Raw genomic sequence first — 14580 nt, forward strand, 5'->3', positions numbered from 1 at the left:
CAGGAGCGCCGGCCGAGTTGACGTCCGCGCCGAGCGCAAACGTGGCCGTGGTCTTAGCATGCAGATCGCGACACGATAACGGCAGCGGCTCGCTGGATCACGCCTCGTTGATCCGCTAGGTTACGATTGAGCAAATCGCCCGGACTGCCCCCCGCCCGACCTTGACGCCGAAGTTGATGCCGAACCTTCAGGACATTCGCGCCGGCAAGCCGGGATATTATCCCGATCAGGCGATCTATGCGGCCTATGCGTGCGCGCAGTTCGGCCTGACCTTTCGGGATCTCGATGGCAGCTCGGGCCTGCTGTTCAGCGTCGCCTCGCCGGCGGCAGAAGTGTGCTTCGGCGGCGGGCGCTGCTCGTATTATCCGCAGAACAACGCCACCGCGGCCACACTGGCGACCGACAAGGCGCTGGCCAATGCGCTGCTCGCACGCGCCGGTGTGACGACGCTGGGCGGAAACTACTTTTTTCTGCACGACCGCCACCGCGGACTGCGTCCCGCGGGACACGAGCGCAGCGACGCGGCGGCATATCTGGCGAGCCTCGGCGGCCACGCATTCGCCAAGCCGCTCACCGGATCGCGCGGCGACTTCGCGCGCGTGATCGACGGCGCTGGGCTGGGCTCGTATCTCGACGAGGTCGGACGCTACTACGATTCAGTGCTGATCCAGCCGGTCGCGGCCGGCGACGAGTACCGCGTGTTCGTGATCGACGGCACGATCCTCTACGGCGCCCGCAAACTGCCGCCTTATGTGATCGGCGACGGCGGGCACACGCTGCGCGACCTCGTTGCCGATCACGATCGCGCGCTGCGGGCACGGGGCCTGTCGGACACCGCGACCGGCGATGCCGCGTTCGATCGCGTGCCCGCGCCCGGCGAGCGCTGCGAGATTACCGGGCGGATGAACCTCAGCGCCGGCGGCGTGATGATGATGACCGATGCCGGCGCGGCCGTGATCGCCGCTGCAAAGACCGCCGTGAAAGCGTTGGGGCTGCGGCTCGGCGCGGTCGATCTGTTCGTCGATCCGGGCGATGCGGCGGCCGTGCGGGTGATCGAAGTCAACGCCAATCCGGCGATCCGCTTTCTCGAAAGCTGCGGCCGCGACGATCTGATCGTGACGATCTGGCGTCACACCTTCACCACCATGGGACTGCTGTAAATGTTCGACCTGCCAAAATACGGCAAAGGCCTTTGCCTGGCGCGACTCGGCGCGCTCCTCGGCAAGCTCGGCGTCGATCGCGAGCGGCTGCGGCGCATCTCGGTCGCGGTGTGCGGCTCGAACGGCAAGGGCTCGACCGCCGCGTTCACCGCCAGCATCGGCCGCGCCTATGGGCTGCGCACCGGGCTGTTCACCTCGCCACATTTGTATCGCTTCAACGAACGCTTCCGCCTCGATGGCGAGCCGATCGCGGACGACGTTCTCAATCCGTTGCTGACTCGCGTGACGGCCGCGCTCGCCGAGGTGGCGCGCGAGCGCGGCGAACAGTTCGGCGCGTTCGAAGCGCAGTTCGCGCTGGCCTGCGTTTACTTCCAGGATAGCGGCTGCGACTTCGCCGTGTTCGAAGCCGGCATCGGCGGCCGCTACGATCCGGTGCGACTGCTCGGCGCTCCGGTGAGCTGCGTCGCCTCGGTCGATCTCGAACACACCGCCCTGCTCGGCGCTTCGCTGGAACTGATCGCCTCCGACAAGAGCGACGCCTGCGCGGCCGGCGGCAGCATCGTGTATGGCGAGAACTGCCAGCCGCTGCGCGATCACCTCGCCGAATACAATCGCAGCCGCGACGTCGAGGCGCTGTATGTCGGCGACCGGATCGGCATCGCCAACGCCACGATCGCCGATGCGACGCAGCGCTTCGATCTGCGGATCGGCGATGCGGACTATCGGGGGCTCGAAACCTCGCTGCTCGGCGCGTTTCAGCTCAACAACGCCGCGGTTGCCGCCGCGATGGCGTCGCTGTGGCTGCGGCATGCGCGGCCCGATTCCGATCCGAAGAGGCTCGACGCCGCGATCCGCGACGGCCTGCGCGACGCGCGTTGGCCTGGGCGGCTGGAGACGATCAGCACGCAGCCGCTGACGGTCATCGATGTCGGCCACACGCCGGACGGCATCCGGCAGGCGCTCGCGGGGCTCACAGCGGCGCATGGTCCGCACGGCTGGCTGCTGGTGCTCGGCGTGTCGCGCGACAAGGCCGCAGCCGACATCGTCCATGCGCTGGCGCCGCAGTTCGAGACGATCGTGTGCAGCTCCGCGCATCACAAGGGCGCGCCGGCCGACGTGATCGCCGAAGCGGCCCGCGCCGCCAACCCGCGCGCCGAGGTGTACACCGCGCCGACCATCGCCGACGCCGTGCACGACGCGCGCGCGCTGGCCGAGCGGCTGGGCGCGCGGATCTATGTGGCGGGCGGGCTGTTCCTGGCGATCGAATTCGCCGCCGTGCTGCGCGGCGGCCGCGCCGAGGATCTGCGCTTCTTCTGAGATTCCCATCCTTTCCGTCATTGCGAGGAGCACCCGGATCGGCGCTTGCGCCGTCCGAGTCCATGCTTCGCTTCGCTCGCAATGACGGATACGCGCTATTTGTCGTTGCGCGTCGCGGCTTCGCCGACTAGCGTCCGCCGCCATTACAGAACAATCGCCCAGGGAGAACGCATGACCACCGTCAACCGCCAGGTGCTGCTGATCGAGAAGCCGAAAGAGAAGCTCGGCGCGGAGCATTTTCGCATGGCGGAGGGCGCGATGCCGGAGCCGAAGGATGGCGAGGCGCTGGTCAAGGTCCGCTACATCTCGCTCGACGCCGCCAATCGCGCCTGGATGCAGGGCGCGACCTATCGGGCCGCGGTCGAGACCGACGCCGTGATGCCGGGCGGCGGCATCGCCGAAGTGGTGAGTTCGAAGGCGCCGGGGCTGTCGCCCGGCGACATCGTGTTCGCCGACACCGGCTGGCAGGACTACGCGGCGCTCCCCGCCAAGCATCTCACCAAGCTGCCGAAGGTCGAGCCGCTGACGCATCTGCTCAGCGTCTACGGCATCGCCGGCCTCACCGCGTACTTCGGCCTGCTCGACATCGGCAAGCCGCGCGCGGGCGAGACCGTCGTGGTGTCGGCCGCCGCGGGCTCGGTCGGTTCGATCGTCGGCCAGATCGCCAAGATCAAGGGCTGCCGCGTCGTCGGCATCGCCGGCGGCAAGGAGAAGTGCGACTGGCTGGTCAATGAGCTCGGTTTCGACGCCGCGGTCGACTACAAGGACGGCGCGCTGTTCAAGGCGCTGCGCGCCGCGGCGCCGAACGGCATCGACGTGTATTTCGACAATGTCGGCGGCGACATTCTCGAAGCCTGTCTGGCGCAGATGAATCTCAAGGGCCGCATCGCCTGCTGCGGCGCCGTCTCGCAATACGACCGCACCCCGTCGGCCACCGGCCCGCGCGGCATCCCAGGCCTGATCGTGGTGAAGCGCCTGATCATGAAGGGCTTCATCGTGATGGACTACATGGAGCAGCGCGCCGAGGCCGTCGCCAAGCTGCAGGGCTGGGTCGAAAGCGGCAAGCTCAAGGTGCAGGAAGACGTCATCGACGGCCTGGAGAATACGCCGGCCGCGCTGATCGGCCTGCTCGCCGGAGAGAACCGCGGCAAGCGGATGGTGAAGGTGTGAGGCGAGGCTTCTTGAGGATCTAACTTTTCACTCAAGACTATCAACGTGTCATGGCCGGGCTTGTCCCGGCCATCCACGCCTTCGACCCAAAGCCCGCGCTGAAAGGCGTGGATGCCCGGGACGAGCCCGGGCATGACGAGTCAGGACAGTGTGGCTTCGGCTTGGTGCGGAAATGAAGTCCGGCGCGCAGGGCGCGTTGGCGATCCCGGGATGACTCGAACATCCGACCTACGGTTTAGGAAACCGCCGCTCTATCCGGCTGAGCTACGGGACCGGCCGGCCGCGGCGTGCCGCGGGCGTGTGGAATCCACATAGCAGAGCAACCGGCGAATCGCCACCCCCGGAATGGGCGGTTCGCTCCCCAACAACCCCCGGTCATCGCCCGGCTCGACCGGGCGACCCAGTATCCCAGGGCGTTGGCTGTGATCATCAGCAGCGCTCCGGGATACTGGGCCTTCCGCCTGCGCGGAGGGTGACGGTCGAGGGTGGGGCCGGCGTCGCGCCTCCAGCAGCATCGCCGCAGCTCAGGACAGCTCCCGTCACAGCCACGTCACATCCGATTAGTCCGCGGCGAATGGCCCGTGCCTTGTTGCGGCCATCGGGCGCTCCTATCTGAGGCCGGCCGTGAACGAAGCGGCGCGGAGTGCGTTGCTGTCGGCTGTTGCCGCCGGTTCATGTCGCGGCCGCTAGATTGATCGCAGACGGTCACAGGGAGGCGACGATGGGTTTGCTCGACATTCTCAACGGCATGCAGAACGGCCCGCGCGGCCCCGCCGATCCGAACGACAAGAGCGGCGGCATGTCGAAGTTCACCATGGCGATCCTCGCGCTGCTTGCCTACAAGGCCTACAAGCACGTCACCGCCGACAACCACCAGCAGGCGCCCGCCGGCAACGCGCGGCCGACCTCGGTGCCGAATGCGCCGCCGCCCAACACGATCAATGCCGGCATGCCCGGCGGCGGGCTCGGCGATCTGCTGAAGGGCGGCCTCGGCGGCCTGCTCGCCGGCGGCGCGGCCGGCAGCATCCTGTCGGGCGGACTCGGCGATCTGCTGCGGCAATTCCAGACCAACGGCCTCGGCGACGCCGCCAACTCCTGGGTCGCGCCCGGCGAGAACAAGCCTATCGGCCCGAATGATCTCGCCAACGCGCTCGGCGCCGATCAGCTCGAAATGCTGCAGCACCAGACCGGCATGTCGCGTGAGGAATTGCTGGACGGCCTCAGCCAGCAGCTACCGCACGTCGTCGATCAGCTGACGCCCGATGGCCGTCTGCCGACCGAGGACGAAGCCTCGCGCTGGATCTGAACCCGAACGCACTCGGCGCAGACGGAACCTTTGGCCGGCCATCCTCATTGAGCGGGACGGCCGCGCCGATGGCGACGGACGCTAACGCAACGTAGAGCTGAAGGAACGGACGATGGGCGGGATACTGTGGATCATCGTGGTCGGCTTCGTCGCCGGCATCATCGCCCGGCTGCTGGCGCCGGGTCCGAACAATCCGCAGGGCTTCCTGCTGACGACGGTGCTGGGAATCATCGGCGCCTTCGTCGCCACCGCGGTCGGGCAGGCGATCGGGCACTATGGCCCCAATCAGGGCGCCGGCTTCATCACCGCGACGATCGGCGCGGTGGTGGTGCTGTTTCTCTGGCACAGATTCGCCGCCCGCCGGACCATGTAGGCGAGCAGCAGCAGTAGTCCGTCATTGCGAGCGAAGCGAAGCAATCCAGCCCGGTGCACGTGGCTGGATTGCTTCGTCGCGGAGCCTGTGCCCGGACGGCCCGAAGCGCCGATCCGGGTGCTCCTCGCAATGACGCCGTTAGCTATTATTGCTTCCGCGTCACGGCCTTGAACTCGCCGAGATGCATGCCGGCGTCCATGCGGACCAGTTCGCCGGTCATGCTGCTCGATCGCGGCGTCGCCAGGAAGCACACCAGTTCGGCGATATCTTCCGGCGACGAGGCGATCTGCAGTGGCACCGCGGACGTCACCGCGTCGCGCACCTGCTTGGCCGCCTCGGCGCCGCGGCCCTTGGTGAACCACGGCGTATCGATGTAGCCCGGGCAGATCGCGTTGACTCGGATCGCCGGCGCCAGCGCGCGGGCCAGCGACATCGTCATCACGTTGAGCGCGCCCTTGCTGGCCGCATAGGCGATCGACGAGCCGACGCCGCTGATGCCCGCCACCGACGAGACGTTGACCACCGCGCTGGCGCGGCCGGACGCCTTGGCGCCGGCTTCGAGCAACGCACGCGCCGCGCGCACCATCTGATACGGACCAATCGTGTTGATCGCATAGAGCCGCTGAAAATCCTCGGCGGACAATTCGTCGAGCAGATGATGGGCGACGTGCTTGGTGGTGCCGGCGTTGTTGATCAGCGCATCGAGCGTGCCCCAATGCGCAGCGGCGCCGACGATCTTCTTGCAGTCTTCGTCCTTGGAAACGTCGCCCTGCGCCACCACCACTTCGGCGGCGCCGAGCTTGCGGCATTCCTCGGCGACGGCATGCGCGTCCTTCTCGCTCGACGCGTAGTTGATCAGCAGCCGGGCACCGTCCTGAGCCAGAATCCTGGCCGTCGCCGCGCCGAGACCGGACGCCGACCCCGTCACGATCACATTCAGTCCACCCTTCGCCATCTCTGCTCCGTTCGTTGGTCGCGCGGCTGCGCTTGCGGCCAGCACCATATCGGCTGCAAGGCGCGCGGCAAGCGTCGAGCTTTCCGCCAAGTCCCACGATGCGGAATAACTCCATGCCGCCGCCGCAGACGGCTGCGCGCGGACCGCCGCTTGTCAGCGCCGGCGGTTTTCCGCATCATGCTGCGCAACAACAAGGCTGCAGCTCCCCTGTCCGCGTCGCGCGGGCCGAGACGAGATTGCGCGAAACGGGGAACGCTGTGACGGAGACCGACAATATCGTCGTCGAGACCGCGGAGAAGATCTTCGCCGACCTCGCCGACGCGCAGACCATCAACGCCGACAAATCCGGAAACTGGAAAGCGCCGCTATGGCAGGCGCTGAGTGAATCAGGACTGCCGCTATCCTGGGTCTCGGACGAGTTCGGCGGTTCCGGCGCCAGCCTCGCCGAAGGCTTCGGCGTGCTCAATGCCGCCGGCCGCGCCGGGCTCGCGGTGCCGCTGGCCGAAACGATGCTCGCGGGCTGGCTGCTGGCGCAGGCGAGGATCGCCTCGCCCGACGGCGCCATGACGGTCGCGCCGGCGCATCCGAAGGATCGTATCACGCTGGCGGCCGACGGCACGCTGACCGGCCGCGCCCGCGGCGTGCCGTTCGCCCAGGATGCGCAGTACATCGCGGTGCTGGCGCAGGGCGGAAGCGGCGTTTCGATCGCGCTGGTCGCGGCCTCGGCCTGTCGGATCGACAAGGGCCTCGGCGTCGGCAACGATGCGTCCGACGTCGTCAGTTTCGACAAGGTCAAGCCGCTGCAGCTCGCCGCCGCGCCGCAGGGCGTCGACGCGACCACGCTGATGCTGATGGGCTCGGTGGCGCGCAGCCTGCAGATCGCGGGCGCGCTGGAGACGCTGCTAGACATCAGCGTGGCTTACGCCAATCAGCGCGTCGCGTTCGAAAAGCAGATCAGCAAATTCCAGGCGGTGCAGCACAACCTCGCCAGACTCGCCGGCGAGACCTCCGCGGCGCTCGCGGCCGCGACCTCGGCGGCCGATGCGATCAGCACCGCCGCGACGTTCGACGACGCGGTGTTTCTCGAGGCCGCCGCCGCCAAGATCCGCTGCGCCGAGGCCGCCGAGAAGGGCGCGGCGATCGCCCATCAGGTGCATGGCGCGATCGGCTTCACGTCCGAGCACATCCTGCATCGCTACTCGCTGCGCGCGCTCGCCTGGCGCGACGATTTCGGCAATGAGAGCCATTGGGCGGTCGAGCTCGGCCGCAGGGTGGCCAAGCGCGGCGCCGACGATCTGTGGCCGCTGGTCGCTTCGCGCTGACCGCATCAACACGAGTAGCACCCAATGACCGCCGCCCTCCGTTTCGACCCGATCCGCCTGCCGCCCGTCTGCGAGGAACTGCGCAAGGAAGTCCGCGCGTTCCTGGCCGAAGAGATCGCCGCCGGCACTTTCGATCCGCACAAGCCGCAGCGCGAGGATTCCGATGCCCCGGAATTCTCCCGCCGTGTCGGCGAGCGCGGCTGGCTCGGCATGACCTGGCCGAAGAAATACGGCGGCCATGAACGCACCTTCCTGGAGCGCTACGTCGTCACCGAGGAGATGCGCGTCGCCAACGCGCCGACGCGGCGGTTCTTCGTTGCCGACCGGCAGAGCGGCCCGGTGCTGCTGAAATACGCGCCCGAGCACATCAAGATGGACATCCTGCCGCGCATCTGCCGCGGCGAATTGTGTTTCGCGATCGGCATGAGCGAGCCGAATTCCGGCTCCGATCTGTTCGCCGCCAAGACCAAGGCGACCAAGACCGACGGCGGCTATCTGATCAACGGCGCCAAGATCTGGACCACGTCGGCCCACATGGCCGACTACATGATCGCGATCTTCCGCACCTCGCCGTCCACCAAGGAAAACCGCCGCCACGGCCTGACGCAGTTCCTGGTGAACATGAAGTCGCCGGGCATCAAGGTGAATCCGATCGCGCAGATCACCGGCCAGCACGAATTCAACGAGGTGGTGTTCACCGACGCTTTCGTGCCGGACGATCACGTGCTCGGCGAGATCGACGGCGCCTGGAAGCAGGCGACTTCCGAACTCGCCTACGAGCGCTCGGGGCCGGAGCGCTTCCTCGAGACTTACTACGTGCTCACCGAGCTGGTGCGCGCGCTTGGGCCGGAGCCGGACACGCGCGGCGCCGAGGGCATCGGCCGGCTGGTGGCGCAGCTGCACACCATGCGGCGGATGTCGGTGTCGGTCGCCGGCATGCTGCAGGCCGGCAAGGAGCCCGTGGTCGAAGCCTCGATCGTCAAGGACATCGGCACGATCTGGGAGCAGCAGCTGCCGCACCGCGTGCGCGAACTATCCGCCTTCGTCGACGCCGAGAACTCCAACCACGCCACGCTCGACGAACTCACCGCGTTCGCCACCAAGCTGGCGCCGAAACTCACCATCCAGGGCGGCACCACCGAGGTGCTGCGCGGCATCATCGCGCGCGGCCTCGGCCTGCGCTGAGCGTGGCGCGCCTCTCGAACCATAGGATCACCAGATGACGACCTTCACCGATATCGCGGTCGAGACCACCGGCCACGTCGCCTTGATCGAAATCCGGCGGCCGCCGCTGAACTTCTTCGACATCTCGCTGATCCAGCAGATCGCCAACGCGCTCGACGCCATCGACGCCGATCCGGAGATCCGCGCCACCGTGCTGGCCGCGCAAGGCAAGGCTTTCTGCGCCGGTGCCAATTTCGGCGACCCGGCGCGCAAGGAAGTCGACGAAAAGGCCGCGCAGGGCGACCCGGCCGACAGCCTCGGCCAGATCGGCCATCTGTATATGGAAGCGGTGCGGATCTTCCGCGCAAAGAAGCCGATCGTCGCCGCAGTGCACGGTGCCGCGATCGGCGGCGGCCTCGGCCTCGCGGTCTCGGCCGATTTCCGCATCACCTGCCCGGAGGCCCGGTTCTCGGCGAACTTCACCAAGCTCGGTTTCCACCCCGGCTTCGGCCTGACGGTGACGCTGCCCGAGCTGATCGGCAAGAACAACGCCGAGCTGATGTTCTACACCTCGCGCCGCGTCACCGGCGAAGACGCGGTGAAGATGGGCCTCGCCAACGAGCTGGTGCCGCTGAACGAAGTACGTAGCGCCGCGCTGAAGCTGGCGCGCGAGATCGCCGAATGCTCGCCGCTCGGCCTGCTCTCCACCCGCGCCACGCTGCGCGCCGGCCTCGCCGACCGCGTGATGGCAGCCACCAAGCACGAACTCGCCGAACAGACCCGGCTGCGCGCCACCGACGACTTCAAGGAAGGCGTCAAAGCCACCGAAGAACGCCGCGCCGCGCACTTCAAGGGACGGTGAGCGGCGACGAGCCGCAGCCTCTCCCCGTCATTCCGGGGCGCGCGCAGCGCGAACCCGGAATCCATACCCCTGGATTCGCGGTGAAGCACGGCGGCGGCCGACTGTGCGCTAAGTAGCAGGCGTCAGGGGTTATGGATTCCGGGCTCGCTCGCTGCGCGAGCGCCCCGGAATGACGGCGAATGGAGGCACTTGGACAAGCGCGAACAGTGCCGCGGCCCGGAAGGGGCCGCGCGCGCAACCACAAGCCCTTACCGGAACGCCGAGAAGCGGCTGTCGAAATTGTTCGACGACACCACCGGCGCAGCGCCGGAGATGGTGGAGGGGGACGACGGCTTGAGCGAGGCGCTGGTGTCGACGCTCGGCTTGAGCTGCGGCCTGGCGGCCTGCTTGGCCTCGGCCGGCTTCGGCACCGCCGCCTGCGGCCGCGGAGCGGGTTCGCTGCGGCGGGTGCTGGTCGCCTGCGAGGGCGACGACGGCGTCGCGGTCGACGAGGTGGTTTCGCCGCTCGCGGACTTATGGTTCATCCCGGACAGCAGACCGCCGATATCATCCTTCGACGCCGAGGCGACCCGCGGGCTGGCCGGGGCCGGCGTCGCGGCGACCGCGGTGGGTTCCGGCGCGCGCAGCAGATTGTCGGACGGGCGCGGCGGGTTGACGGTCGGCGGGATCGTTCCCGGCGCGCGCTCCATCGCCAGCGACACCGAGGCGTCGCCGGCGTCGGACAGACCGGTCGATCCTTCGGGAATCTTGGAGGCGAAGATCTGGTTCATGCCGCCATCGATGCCGGTGCGCAGCCGGGCCACCGGGGTGCCCTTGGAGATCAGCTCGGCGAGCTGGGTCTGATCCTTCTGCTCTTTCTCGCGCACCGCCTGGGCGATGTCGGCCGGCACCGAATAGGCCGGGCACTTGGCCGACGCGTTGAATTGCAGCGGACGGCTCGCGCCGGGCAGCGGCGCGGCGTCGAACACGTATTTATGTTCGCAGAAATCGACCTTCGGCTCCTGCCGCGTCACCTCGAAATGGTCGTTGCCTTCCTTCAGCATCCGCCAGAACGGCATGTTCGGATTGTTGCGATGCTTGGCGAAGTTCGCCGGCGTCATCTTGAACGGATAGGCCTGGAGCTGGAACGCGCGCTGGCCGCCGAAGAACGACTCGCGGCCGAGCGCGTAGATCTCGGCGATCTGCTCGTCGGTCATCGCGTAGCAGCCGCGCGACGAACAGTCGCCGTGCACCATCAGCTGCGAGCCGGTGCGGCCGAGCGACTTGTCGAACGCGTTCGGATAGCCGGTGTTGAACGACAGGTAATAGGACGACTGCGGGTTCATCTGGCTCGGCGAGATCGAATAGAAGCCCTCCGGCGCCTGGCGATCGCCTTCGCGGATCTTGGGGCCGAGATCGCCCGACCAGCGGCAGATCGGATAGGCCTTCAGCAGCTGGAAGACGCCGGTGCGGTCCTGCTTCCAGACCTCGAGCTCGGCTTCCTGCTTGAACAGCCGCACCAGGATGGGCGACTGCAGGTCCATGTTCTTTTCCTGCATCGCCGCGACCAGCTTCGGCGGCACCGGCTGGTTGGCCTTGGCGTTGGTGGCGAGCGACATCTGATCGCTGTTGCAGCCGGCCAGCACCACGCTCGTCGCGATCGCGGCCGAAGCCAGCAGCGCGCGCAGCAGCGGAGTTCTCGTCACAGCGAAGCTCCCCCGGACGATCGGAAAAGCCGCAGACCGGCTGATCGGGTCAGCCGGCGCGCAGCTCAGTCCATCGCTCTGACGCGATGACTTCCAGCCGGATTGGCTAGAATTTTATCGCGTGAATTTACCAAGATGCGCGGGACGTTTTCGCCCAGATGAGGCCAATCCCGCACGCACGAAAGATTATCCTTAAGCCCCCGCCCTCGCAAGCCGATCGGCCGGACAGGCCGATTGCCGCTCGGACATGGTCAAGGAACATTGAATCGGGCAGCCGCGGCGAAACTGCGGCCGGATCGGCGACCGTCGGACGCACAGGAGCGGATGGTTAACGAATCCCCACGCTGCGGGGCCGCCGCCTCAGGCCAGCTTGCGGCCGATCTCCAGGAATTTCTGCCGGCGCCGGTTGCGGATCGTCGCCGCATCGAGGCCGTTCAGCTCGGAGAAGGCCGCCGCGATGGCGTCGCCGGTGGTGGCGATCATGCCCTGCGGATCGCGGTGGGCGCCGCCCTTCGGCTCGGCCAGGATCTGGTCGATCACGCCGAACTTCAGCAGGTCCTGGGCGGTGATCTTCATCGAATTGGCGGCTTCCTGCGCCTTGGTGCCGTCGCGCCACAGGATCGAGGACGCGGCTTCGGGCGAGATCACGCTGTAGATCGCGTGTTCGAGCATAAGCACCTTGTTGGCGGTGGCGATCGCGATCGCGCCGCCGGAGCCGCCCTCGCCGATCACCACGGCGACGTTGGGCACGCCGAGTTGCAGGCAGGCGTCGGTCGAGCGCGCGATCGCCTCGGCCTGGCCGCGCTCTTCGGCACCGATGCCCGGATAGGCGCCGGCGGTGTCGACCAGCGACAGCACCGGAATGCCGAAGCGGTCGGCCATTTCCATCAGCCGGACGGCCTTGCGATAGCCCTCGGGCCGCGCCATGCCGAAATTGTGCTTGAGCCGGGTCTCGGTCGAGGAGCCCTTCTCCTGGCCGATGACGCAGATGCTCTCGCCACGGAAACGGCCGAAGCCGCCGATCAGCGCCTCGTCCTCACCGAATTTGCGGTCGCCCGCCAAAGGCGTGAACTCAGTGATCAGTCCTTCGATATAGTCGACGCAATGCGGCCGCTGCGGGTGCCGCGCCACCTGGGTCTTCTGCCACGGCGTCAGCGACGCATAGAGCTCGTTGAGCGCCTGGACGGCCTTCTCTTCGATCTTGGCGACTTCCTCGTGGATGTCGCTGCCCGAGGCCGCCAGCGTGCGCAGCTCGTCGATCTTGGAATCGAGTTCCGCGACCGGCTTTTCGAAGTCGAGATAGCTGCGCATGGGCTCGGACATGACCAGAGACACGGGGAGGTTTGCGGTGGCCTTACACATCGGCCGGGCCCCGGCTTTTCGAACCTAAGGCCCGGCAAGTCAAGCGGCTGAGACAGTCCGCCGCTTCAGCAAAAGAACCAAGGGCCTCGGGCGAAGCCATGTCCGGCCGCACCTGCCAGCTTCCGTCGCCGGCCCGGCATCCGGGGTCGCGGTCTCGCGTCAGAGGATCTGCATGGGGGACGCTGCCCGCACCGCGCGTAGCTCCGTTTCGTTTGACAAATCAGTCATTTGACTTTCGGTCCCGGATGATGCGGAGCAGAGCCGAGTTCCTCCCTTGTGAAAAGCGCCCATGAGCAGCCCCGCCGACGCCTCGCCCCCTACTGACCGGATTTATGTCTATCACCACGGCCTGCGCTGGCTGCACTGGACGATGGCGATCCTGATCTTCGCCGCGATCGGGCTCGGCGTCGTCTCGGCCTATCTGCCGGTCGGCCAGGAGCCGCGCCGCAGCCTGCTGGAGCTGCACAAGTCGCTCGGCTTCACCATCCTGATCCTGCTGGTGCTGCGGATCGGCTGGCGGCTGGTGGTCGGCGAGCCGTCGTTTCGCCGGCCGCTGGACCGGGCCACCCGGCTGGCAAGCCGCGCCGGTCATCTGGCGCTGTACGGCCTGATGCTGTTCATGCCGATCAGCGGCTATCTGTATTCGGGCGCCGGCGGCTATTCGCTGCCCTGGTTCGGGCTGTTCCAGTGGCCGCGGCTGGTGCCGCGCGATCCGGCGCTGTCGCATCTGGGCGAAGTGCTGCACGACCGCGCCGCCTGGGTGCTGGGCGCGGTGCTGGCGCTGCATCTCGCGGCCGTCGGCTGGCATCACTTCGTCAAGCGCGACGAGGTGCTGTCGCGGATGACCGGACGCCGCGCCGGCGATTAATGGCCTTCGGCGAGCGGGTGCAGATCGCGCACCAGGCTCTTCAGCCGGTCCTCGACCACATGGGTGTAGATCTGCGTGGTCGAGATGTCGCTGTGGCCGAGCAGCGTCTGCACGATCCGCAGGTCGGCGCCGTTGTGCAGCAGATGGCTGGCGAAGGCGTGGCGCAGCACGTGCGGGCTGACGAGCCGCGGCGACAGCCCGGCCCGGGCGGCCAGATCCTTGAGATCGCGGGCGAAATGCTGCCGGGTCAGATGCCCGCTCTCGCCGAAGGAGGGAAACAGCCATTTCGACGCGGGCGCCTGTTTGCCGCCCTTCGCGCTGGCCTTGGCGGCCGCGTCGCTCGCCGCCAGATAGGACGCCATCGCCTGTTTGGACGTGCCGTTGAGCGGCACCAGCCGCTCCTTGTCGCCCTTGCCGCGCACCACGATCATCCGGGCATCGCCGCGCGCGGCCGATAGCGGCAGCGACACCAGCTCGGAGACGCGCAGCCCGGTGGCGTACAACACTTCCAGCAGGCAATAGAGACGCATCGCGCGCAGCCGGCCCGGGCCTTCGGCCGCCTCGGCCTCCTGCCGGGCGCAATCCAGCAGACGATCGACGTCGGCGATCGACAGCACCTTGGGCAGGCCGCGGCCGCGCTTGGGCCCGGACAGGATCGCGGCGGGATCGTCGGCCCGGATCCGCTCGCTCAGCAGGAATCGAAACAGATGGCGCAGCGACGACAGCCGCCGCGCCACGCTGGAGGTCGCAAAGCCGCGCTTGTCGAGATCGGCCAGATAGCCGCGCAGCGCCTCGGTATCGGCCGAGGCGATGCTGTGGCGGCGGCGGGCCAGATAAGCCGACAGGTCGGCGAGGTCGCGCCGGTAAGCGTCGATCGTATTGTCCGAGGCGCCCTGCTCGGCCGCGATCATGTCGAGAAACAGCTCGCTGAGCCCGGCGTCCGAATAGGAGGCGGGCCGCAGCGGCGCGGCTTCACCCTGCTCGGCCGCCGGCGGCTGGAGGGGCGTGCTGGGTCTGCTTCGCGGTCGTCGCATCG

General features: G+C 67.8%; 13 protein-coding genes and 1 tRNA gene. 9 read left to right on the forward strand and 5 right to left on the reverse strand.

Going from position 1 to position 14580, the window contains the following annotated elements:
- The first annotated feature begins 176 nt into the window (after positions 1–176).
- The 3 genes from ACFFJ6_RS07685 (at position 177) to ACFFJ6_RS07695 (ending at position 3647) form a co-directional block, all read left to right on the forward strand.
- Complete coding sequence (locus ACFFJ6_RS07685) at positions 177–1160, forward strand: hypothetical protein (RefSeq protein ID WP_378386133.1); 984 nt, start codon at positions 177–179, stop codon at positions 1158–1160.
- On the forward strand, positions 1161–2477 hold the full coding sequence (locus tag ACFFJ6_RS07690; RefSeq protein WP_378386135.1) for a bifunctional folylpolyglutamate synthase/dihydrofolate synthase: 1317 nt from the start codon (positions 1161–1163) through the stop codon (positions 2475–2477).
- Positions 2478–2648: 171 nt separating this feature from the next.
- Positions 2649–3647, forward strand: a complete 999-nt coding sequence (locus ACFFJ6_RS07695) for an NADP-dependent oxidoreductase (protein WP_378386137.1) — start codon at positions 2649–2651, stop codon at positions 3645–3647.
- Between the two features lie 197 nt (positions 3648–3844).
- Here the strand turns inward: ACFFJ6_RS07695 and ACFFJ6_RS07700 are convergent.
- A tRNA-Arg gene (locus ACFFJ6_RS07700) sits at positions 3845–3921 on the reverse strand.
- A gap of 447 nt (positions 3922–4368) precedes the next feature.
- Here ACFFJ6_RS07700 and ACFFJ6_RS07705 point away from each other — a divergent pair.
- A complete protein-coding gene (locus ACFFJ6_RS07705; RefSeq protein WP_378386139.1) occupies positions 4369–4953 on the forward strand; it encodes a YidB family protein in 585 nt (194 codons plus the stop codon).
- 112 nt (positions 4954–5065) lie between these two features.
- Entirely contained in the window at positions 5066–5326 is a 261-nt protein-coding gene (locus ACFFJ6_RS07710) for a GlsB/YeaQ/YmgE family stress response membrane protein (RefSeq protein WP_378386141.1), read from the forward strand.
- 145 nt (positions 5327–5471) lie between these two features.
- Here the strand turns inward: ACFFJ6_RS07710 and ACFFJ6_RS07715 are convergent, their stop codons facing one another.
- Positions 5472–6281 carry an SDR family NAD(P)-dependent oxidoreductase gene (locus ACFFJ6_RS07715; RefSeq protein WP_378386143.1) on the reverse strand — a complete coding sequence of 270 codons (810 nt, stop codon included), beginning with the start codon at positions 6279–6281 and terminating at the stop codon, positions 5472–5474.
- Positions 6282–6538: 257 nt separating this feature from the next.
- Here ACFFJ6_RS07715 and ACFFJ6_RS07720 point away from each other — a divergent pair, with 257 nt between their 5' ends.
- The 3 genes from ACFFJ6_RS07720 to ACFFJ6_RS07730 are packed head-to-tail and all read left to right on the forward strand — an operon-like array spanning position 6539 to position 9629.
- Entirely contained in the window at positions 6539–7603 is a 1065-nt protein-coding gene (locus ACFFJ6_RS07720) for an acyl-CoA dehydrogenase family protein (protein WP_378386145.1), read from the forward strand.
- 24 nt (positions 7604–7627) lie between these two features.
- Complete coding sequence (locus tag ACFFJ6_RS07725) at positions 7628–8788, forward strand: acyl-CoA dehydrogenase family protein (protein ID WP_378386147.1); 1161 nt, start codon at positions 7628–7630, stop codon at positions 8786–8788.
- A 34-nt stretch (positions 8789–8822) separates the two neighbouring features.
- On the forward strand, positions 8823–9629 hold the full coding sequence (locus ACFFJ6_RS07730) for an enoyl-CoA hydratase/isomerase family protein (protein WP_378386149.1): 807 nt from the start codon (positions 8823–8825) through the stop codon (positions 9627–9629).
- Between the two features lie 248 nt (positions 9630–9877).
- Here the strand turns inward: ACFFJ6_RS07730 and ACFFJ6_RS07735 are convergent, their stop codons facing one another.
- Both ACFFJ6_RS07735 and ACFFJ6_RS07740 read right to left on the reverse strand, forming a co-directional pair.
- Positions 9878–11314 (reverse strand): L,D-transpeptidase family protein, encoded by a 1437-nt coding sequence (locus ACFFJ6_RS07735; protein WP_378386151.1) that lies wholly within the window; start codon positions 11312–11314, stop codon positions 9878–9880.
- 360 nt (positions 11315–11674) lie between these two features.
- Complete coding sequence (locus ACFFJ6_RS07740) at positions 11675–12637, reverse strand: acetyl-CoA carboxylase carboxyltransferase subunit alpha (protein WP_378386153.1); 963 nt, start codon at positions 12635–12637, stop codon at positions 11675–11677.
- A 328-nt stretch (positions 12638–12965) separates the two neighbouring features.
- Between ACFFJ6_RS07740 and ACFFJ6_RS07745 the strand changes: the two genes are divergently transcribed.
- Complete coding sequence (locus tag ACFFJ6_RS07745) at positions 12966–13544, forward strand: cytochrome b (protein WP_378386155.1); 579 nt, start codon at positions 12966–12968, stop codon at positions 13542–13544.
- Here ACFFJ6_RS07745 and xerD read toward each other — a convergent pair.
- Positions 13541–14578, reverse strand: a complete 1038-nt coding sequence (gene xerD / locus ACFFJ6_RS07750) for a site-specific tyrosine recombinase XerD (protein ID WP_378386157.1) — start codon at positions 14576–14578, stop codon at positions 13541–13543. The genes ACFFJ6_RS07745 and xerD overlap by 4 nt on opposite strands.
- Positions 14579–14580: the final 2 nt, after the last annotated feature.

Origin of the sequence: Rhodopseudomonas telluris (genome assembly GCF_042432815.1) — a bacterium.
GTDB classification, from domain to species: Bacteria; Pseudomonadota; Alphaproteobacteria; order Rhizobiales; family Xanthobacteraceae; genus Rhodopseudomonas; species Rhodopseudomonas telluris.

What these genes read in the sequence shown, in the direction of transcription:
- ACFFJ6_RS07685 (WP_378386133.1), top strand. Translation starts at nt 177, where the DNA reads ATGCCGAACCTTCAGGACATTCGCGCCGGCAAGCCGGGATATTATCCC.
- ACFFJ6_RS07690 (WP_378386135.1), top strand. Translation starts at nt 1,161, where the DNA reads ATGTTCGACCTGCCAAAATACGGCAAAGGCCTTTGCCTGGCGCGACTC.
- ACFFJ6_RS07695 (WP_378386137.1), top strand. Translation starts at nt 2,649, where the DNA reads ATGACCACCGTCAACCGCCAGGTGCTGCTGATCGAGAAGCCGAAAGAG.
- ACFFJ6_RS07705 (WP_378386139.1), top strand. Translation starts at nt 4,369, where the DNA reads ATGGGTTTGCTCGACATTCTCAACGGCATGCAGAACGGCCCGCGCGGC.
- ACFFJ6_RS07710 (WP_378386141.1), top strand. Translation starts at nt 5,066, where the DNA reads ATGGGCGGGATACTGTGGATCATCGTGGTCGGCTTCGTCGCCGGCATC.
- ACFFJ6_RS07715 (WP_378386143.1), bottom strand. Translation starts at nt 6,281, where the DNA reads ATGGCGAAGGGTGGACTGAATGTGATCGTGACGGGGTCGGCGTCCGGT.
- ACFFJ6_RS07725 (WP_378386147.1), top strand. Translation starts at nt 7,628, where the DNA reads ATGACCGCCGCCCTCCGTTTCGACCCGATCCGCCTGCCGCCCGTCTGC.
- ACFFJ6_RS07730 (WP_378386149.1), top strand. Translation starts at nt 8,823, where the DNA reads ATGACGACCTTCACCGATATCGCGGTCGAGACCACCGGCCACGTCGCC.
- ACFFJ6_RS07740 (WP_378386153.1), bottom strand. Translation starts at nt 12,637, where the DNA reads ATGTCCGAGCCCATGCGCAGCTATCTCGACTTCGAAAAGCCGGTCGCG.
- ACFFJ6_RS07745 (WP_378386155.1), top strand. Translation starts at nt 12,966, where the DNA reads ATGAGCAGCCCCGCCGACGCCTCGCCCCCTACTGACCGGATTTATGTC.
- xerD (WP_378386157.1), bottom strand. Translation starts at nt 14,578, where the DNA reads ATGCGACGACCGCGAAGCAGACCCAGCACGCCCCTCCAGCCGCCGGCG.